Raw genomic sequence first — 5813 nt, forward strand, 5'->3', positions numbered from 1 at the left:
CGCTCCAGGACGTGATGTTTGGTGCGGATGCTGAGCTGTTGGAGCAGACGGGGTACGCGCAGCCCGCGTTGTTCGCGGTCGAGGTGGCGCTGTTCCGGCTGGCTGAGTCCTTCGGGGTGCGGCCTGAGGTTGTCGGCGGCCACTCGATCGGTGAGCTGACGGCTGCGTACGTAGCGGGGTTGTGGTCCCTGGAGGACGCCGCCCGACTGGTCGCCGCGCGCGGCCGGTTGATGCAGGCTCTTCCGGTGGGCGGGGCCATGCTGGCCGTGCAGGCGGCCGAGGCCGACGTGCTGCCGCTGCTTGAGGGTGTGTCGGACCTTGTCGGCCTTGCCGCCGTCAACGGGCCTTCGCAGATCGTGCTCTCCGGGGAGCGGGCTGCGCTGGAGGGCCTGGAGGAGACCCTGCGCGGTCAGGGTCGCAAGGTCCGCTGGCTGAAGGTCTCCCACGCCTTCCACTCGCCGCTCATGGATCCGGTCCTGGAGGACTTCCGCCAGGTCGCCGAGAAGCTGACGTACCAGGACACCGTCCTGCCCGTCGTCTCGAACCTGACCGGGCAGCTCGCCACCCCGGATGAGCTGAAGGACCCCGGCTACTGGGTGCGGCACGTCCGCGAGGCCGTCCGGTTCCACGACGGTCTGGGCACGCTTTCCGGCCAGGGAGTGTCCACGCTCCTGGAGTTGGGCCCGGACGCCGTCCTGACGGCGATGGCGCACGACACGCTCACCGACCCGGCCGCGCAGTCCGGCCTGATCGCCGCCCTGCGCAAGGACCGCCCCGAGCCGGACACGTTCCTGACCGCGCTCGCCAAGGTCCAGGTGCGCGGCGCGGACACCGACTGGGCGCCGCTGTACGCCCCGGCCGAGGCGCGGCGCCGCGTCGACCTGCCCACGTACGCCTTCCAGCACGAGCACTACTGGCTGGAGGCGGCGTCGGACACGGCGGGCCCGGCGGGGTCCGGTGCGGTGGACGAGGTGGAGTCGCGGTTCTGGGAGACCGTGGAGAGCGCGGACCTGGCCGAACTGGCCAAGACCCTCGAAGTGCCGGACGACGCCCCGCTCACCGAGGTGCTGCCCGCGCTGACGGCCTGGCGGAAGCAGCGGCGCGAGACCTTCACCCTCGACCAGTGGAACTACCGCGAGTCCTGGACGCCGCTCACCGAGTCGGCGGCGGGGAAGCTGACGGGCACCTGGCTCGTCGTCGTACCGGAAGGCCGGGCGGACGGGCAGACGAATGGCCCGGCGGACGGCACCCCTGACGCGTCGTGGCGCGCGGCCGTGGCGGCCCTGATGGCCGAGCACGACGTGCGGCTCGTGACGGTGGAAGTGCCCGCGCACGCCACCGCCCGGGACGCGCTCGCCGGACCGCTGCGGGCGGCGCTCGGCGAATCGGCCGACGTGGGCGCCTTCGACGGCGTGCTGTCGCTGCTGGCCGTCGCCGACGGCGCCGACGACTCGGCAGCCGACGCGGGCACCCCGCACGCGGGCGGCCCGTCCGACGGCACCGGCGCCTCCGGTGGCACCGACCCCGTCCCGGCGGCAGTCGCGCTCACCCTGGCCCTGATCCAGGCCCTCGGCGACACCGGCGTCGACGCACCCCTGTGGTGCGCCACCCGTGACGCCGTCGCCGTGGGCCATGCCGACGCGGGGACCGCGCCGGGCCGGACGGCCCTGTGGGGTCTCGGCCGGGTCGCCGCACTGGAGTACCCGGAGCGCTGGGGCGGTCTGGTCGACCTGCCCGACGCCGCCGACACGGCCGCCGCGTCCCGGCTCGGCCTGGTCCTCGGTGGCGCGTGGGCCGGTGAGGACCAGGTGGCGGTGCGCGGGTCCGGGGTGTTCGGGCGCCGCGTGGTGCGGGCGCCGCACGACGGCGGATCCGCCGCCGAGTGGACGCCGCACGGCACCGTGCTCGTCACCGGCGGCACCGGCGCCCTCGGCAGCCACGTCGCGCGCTGGCTGGCCCGCGAGGGAGCCGACCACGTCGTCCTCACCAGCAGGCGGGGCGCGGACGCCCCGGGCGCGGCGGAACTCCGCGGCGAACTGGAGGAGTCGGGCGTCCGCGTGACCGTCGCGGCCTGCGACGCCGCCGACCGGGACGCGCTGGCGCGCCTCCTCGGGGACATCCCCGACGACGCGCCACTGACCGGCGTGTTCCACGCGGCCGGTGTCCTCGACGACGGCGTGCTCGACGCGATGACACCCGAGCGGCTCGCGACCGTGTTCCGCGCGAAGACGGAGTCGGCCCGCAACCTCGACGAACTGACGGCCCATCTGGACCTGTCGGCGTTCGTCCTGTTCTCCTCCTTCGCCGGTGTGGCCGGCGGCGCCGGACAGGGCAGCTACGCGGCCGCCAACGCCTACCTCGACGGGCTCGCCCACGCCCGCCGGGCCCGGGGCCTGACCGCCACCTCCGTGGCGTGGGGCCCGTGGGCGGGCAGCGGCATGGCCGCCGAGGGAGTGGCCGCGGAACGGCTGCGGGGCGGGGCGCTCCCGCCCCTGGAGCCGGAGCGCGCGATCGCCGCACTCCAGCGCCTCCTCGCCCAGGACCGCACCGCCGTCCTCGTCGCCGACGTCGACTGGCAGCAGTACGCACCGGCCTTCACCGCCGTCCGGCCCAGCAGGCTCTACGCCGAACTGCCCGAAGCGGAAGCGGCACGCCGGTCCGGCACGGGAATCGCCGACACCGGCACCGGGGCAGCGGCCGCGGGACCGGGCGGCCCGGACCTGGCGGCGCGCCTCGCGTCGCTGGCGCGGCCCGAACAGGACCGGCTGCTCCTCGACCTGGTCTGCGAACAGGTCGCCGCCGTCCTCGGCTACAGCGGCGCCGCCGCCATCGAACCCACCCGCGCCTTCCGCGAGCTGGGCTTCGACTCCCTCACCGCCGTCGAACTCCGCAACCGCGTCAACGCCCTCACCGGCCTCGTCCTGCCCGCCACCGTGGTCTTCGACCACCCGACCCCCACGGCCCTCGCCGACTGCCTGCGCACCGAACTCGCCCCGGACGCCGCCGATCCCGCCCTGCTCCTGCTCGGCGACCTCGACCGGCTCGAAGGAAGCCTCGCGGCCGCCGGAACCGCCGACGAGATCACCCGCACCAAGGTCGCCGTGCGCCTCCAGGCGGCACTCGACCGCTGGAAGAACACGGCCACGGGCACGGGCGGGCAGCCGGGCGGAAACGACCCGGCCGCCGACGCCCCTGACGTCGGCGAACAACTCGCCGCCGCCAGCGACGACGAGATGCTGGAATTCATCAAGAAGCAACTCGGCAGGGGCTGACAACCACCCAGCGATAAACCGCGTCTTCGTCGAAGTATGGACAAGGAGCGCCCGTCAAGGTAATTAATTGAACCGACAGCCCCTACCCACCCCCTTTGCTCACGCGCTCGCCCCCGGCCTCAATTCGAGGCAATCCCGTAGGGGCGAGTAGGGGGAGGGTAGGGGTTGTTGGTCGTATGGGGCCCCCATAGCGTCATCGAGAAAACGGCTGCGGACAGGTCCGTTGTATGCCAGAGGGTGCGGCACACGTCCTGAACAGGTGACATTTGATGGCGAATGAAGAGACGCTGCGCGACTATCTCAAGTGGGTTTCGGCGGACCTGCATCAGACGCAGCAACGTCTGAAGGACATCGAGGCCGCTGCTCAGGAGCCCATCGCGATCACAGCGATGAGCTGCCGCTTCCCCGGCGGTGTGAGCGGCCCCGAAGAACTTTGGCGACTCCTTTCCGAAGGCCGGGACGCCATTTCTGGCCTCCCCACGGACCGTAACTGGGATCTCGAATCCCTCTACGACCCGGACGCCGCCGGAAAGCAGGGCACGACTTCCACGGCCAACGGCGGCTTCCTGGACGGCGTCGCCGAATTCGACGCCGCATTCTTCGGCATCTCCCCGCGCGAAGCTCTCGCCATGGACCCGCAGCAGCGGCTCCTCCTGGAAACCGCGTGGGAGGCCCTGGAACGCGCCGGCATCGACCCGGCGACGGTACGCGGCAGCCGCACCGGCGTATTCGTCGGCACCAACGGACAGGACTACGCCCCGCTCCTCTTCGAAGCCGAGGAGGACGTCGAGGGCTATGTGAGCACCGGCAATGCCGCCGCCGTCGAGTCCGGCCGCATCGCCTACACCCTCGGCCTCGAAGGCCCGGCCGTCACCGTGGACACGGCCTGCTCCTCGTCCCTGGTCGCCCTGCACCTCGCCGTGCAGGCGCTGCGCCAGGGCGAGTGCGGCATGGCCCTCGTCGCGGGCGTCACCGTCATCTCCACCCCTGGTGTCTTCACCGAGTTCAGCCGCCAGCAGGGCCTCGCCGCCGACGGCCGCTGCAAGGCCTTCGCCGACGCGGCCGACGGCACCGGCTGGGGCGAGGGCGTCGGCATGCTCCTCGTCGAGCGCCTCTCCGACGCCCGCCGCGCGGGCCGCCAGGTCCTCGCCGTCGTCCGCGGTTCCGCCGTGAACCAGGACGGCGCCAGCAACGGCCTGACCGCCCCGAACGGCCCCTCCCAGCAGCGCGTCATCATGCAGGCCCTCGCCAACGCCCGCCTCACCGCGGCGGACATCGACGCGGTCGAGGCCCACGGCACCGGCACCACGCTCGGCGACCCGATCGAGGCGCAGGCCCTCCTCGCCACCTACGGCCAGGAGCGCCCGGACAGCGGCGAACCCCTGTGGCTGGGCTCCATCAAGTCCAACATCGGGCACACCCAGGCCGCCGCCGGTGTCGCGGGCATCATCAAGATGGTCATGGCGATGCGGGCGGGTGTCCTCCCGCAGACCCTCCACGTCGACGAGCCCACGTCCCAGGTGAACTGGTCCGCCGGTGCGGTCGCCGTCCTGACCGAGGCCCGCGCATGGGCCGAGCGGGAGGGCGGCGCGCCGCGTCGCGCGGGCGTCTCGTCCTTCGGCGTGAGCGGTACGAACGCGCACGTCATCGTGGAGCAGGCACCGGGGGAGGAGACGGGTGCTGGCGAAGCCGACGCTGACGCCGCGCCGTCCTCTTCGACCGTGCTGCCGGGTGTCGTGCCGCTGGCCCTCTCGGGCAGGACCGAGGGCGCGGTGCGGGCGCAGGCCGAGCGGGTGCGGGAGCTGCTCCGTGCCCAGGACGGGCTTGAACTGGGCGATGTGGCCTGGTCGTTGGCTGTCGGCCGGGCGCGGTTCGACCAGCGGGGCGTTGTCCTCGGGCGGGACCGGGACGAACTGCTCGCCGGGCTTGAGGCGCTGGCTCAGGACGGCCCGGGCGCGCAGAACGCCGTCAGCGGGCGGGCGCTGGGCGGTGCGGTACGCCCGGTGTTCGTGTTCCCGGGGCAGGGGTCGCAGTGGGCGGGGATGGCGCGTGAGCTGCTCGACTCCAGTCCGGTGTTCGCCGATCGGATGCGGGAGTGCGGTGACGCGCTTTCGGAGTTCGTCGAGTGGAATCTGCTCGATGAGCTGAGCGGGGACACCTTCGACCAGGTGGACGTGGTCCAGCCGGTCCTGTTCGCGGTGATGGTGTCGCTGGCCGCGACCTGGCAGGCGGCGGGTGTTCAGCCTGCTGCTGTGGTCGGGCACAGTCAGGGTGAGATCGCGGCCGCGTGTGTCGCGGGTGCGTTGTCGCTGCGGGACGCGGCCCGCGTGGTGGCGCTGCGGAGCCTGGCGATCCGGGAGCTGTCGGGCAAGGGCGGGATGGTGTCCGTGCCGCTGCCCGAGGCCGAGGTGCGTGAGCTGATCGCTGCCTGGGACGGCCGGATCGAGCTTGCCGCCGTGAACGGTCCGGCCCAGGTCGTGGTCTCGGGTGAGCCCGAGGCGCTGGAAGAACTGGTCGCCCAGTGTGTCGCCCAGGACATCC

Annotated in this window: 2 protein-coding genes; both read left to right on the top strand. The window is 73.0% G+C overall.

Features of this window, described 5'->3' with window-relative positions:
* A partial coding sequence (locus tag IE274_RS38975; RefSeq protein WP_190120692.1) for an SDR family NAD(P)-dependent oxidoreductase occupies positions 1–3272 on the top strand: 3272 nt, incomplete at its 5' end.
* A gap of 269 nt (positions 3273–3541) precedes the next feature.
* Positions 3542–5813: type I polyketide synthase (locus IE274_RS38980; protein ID WP_190120693.1), on the top strand; the 2272-nt coding region annotated here is incomplete at its 3' end.

This window comes from Streptomyces flavofungini, assembly GCF_014650815.1.
In the GTDB taxonomy this organism is placed as follows: Bacteria; Actinomycetota; Actinomycetes; order Streptomycetales; family Streptomycetaceae; genus Streptomyces; species Streptomyces flavofungini.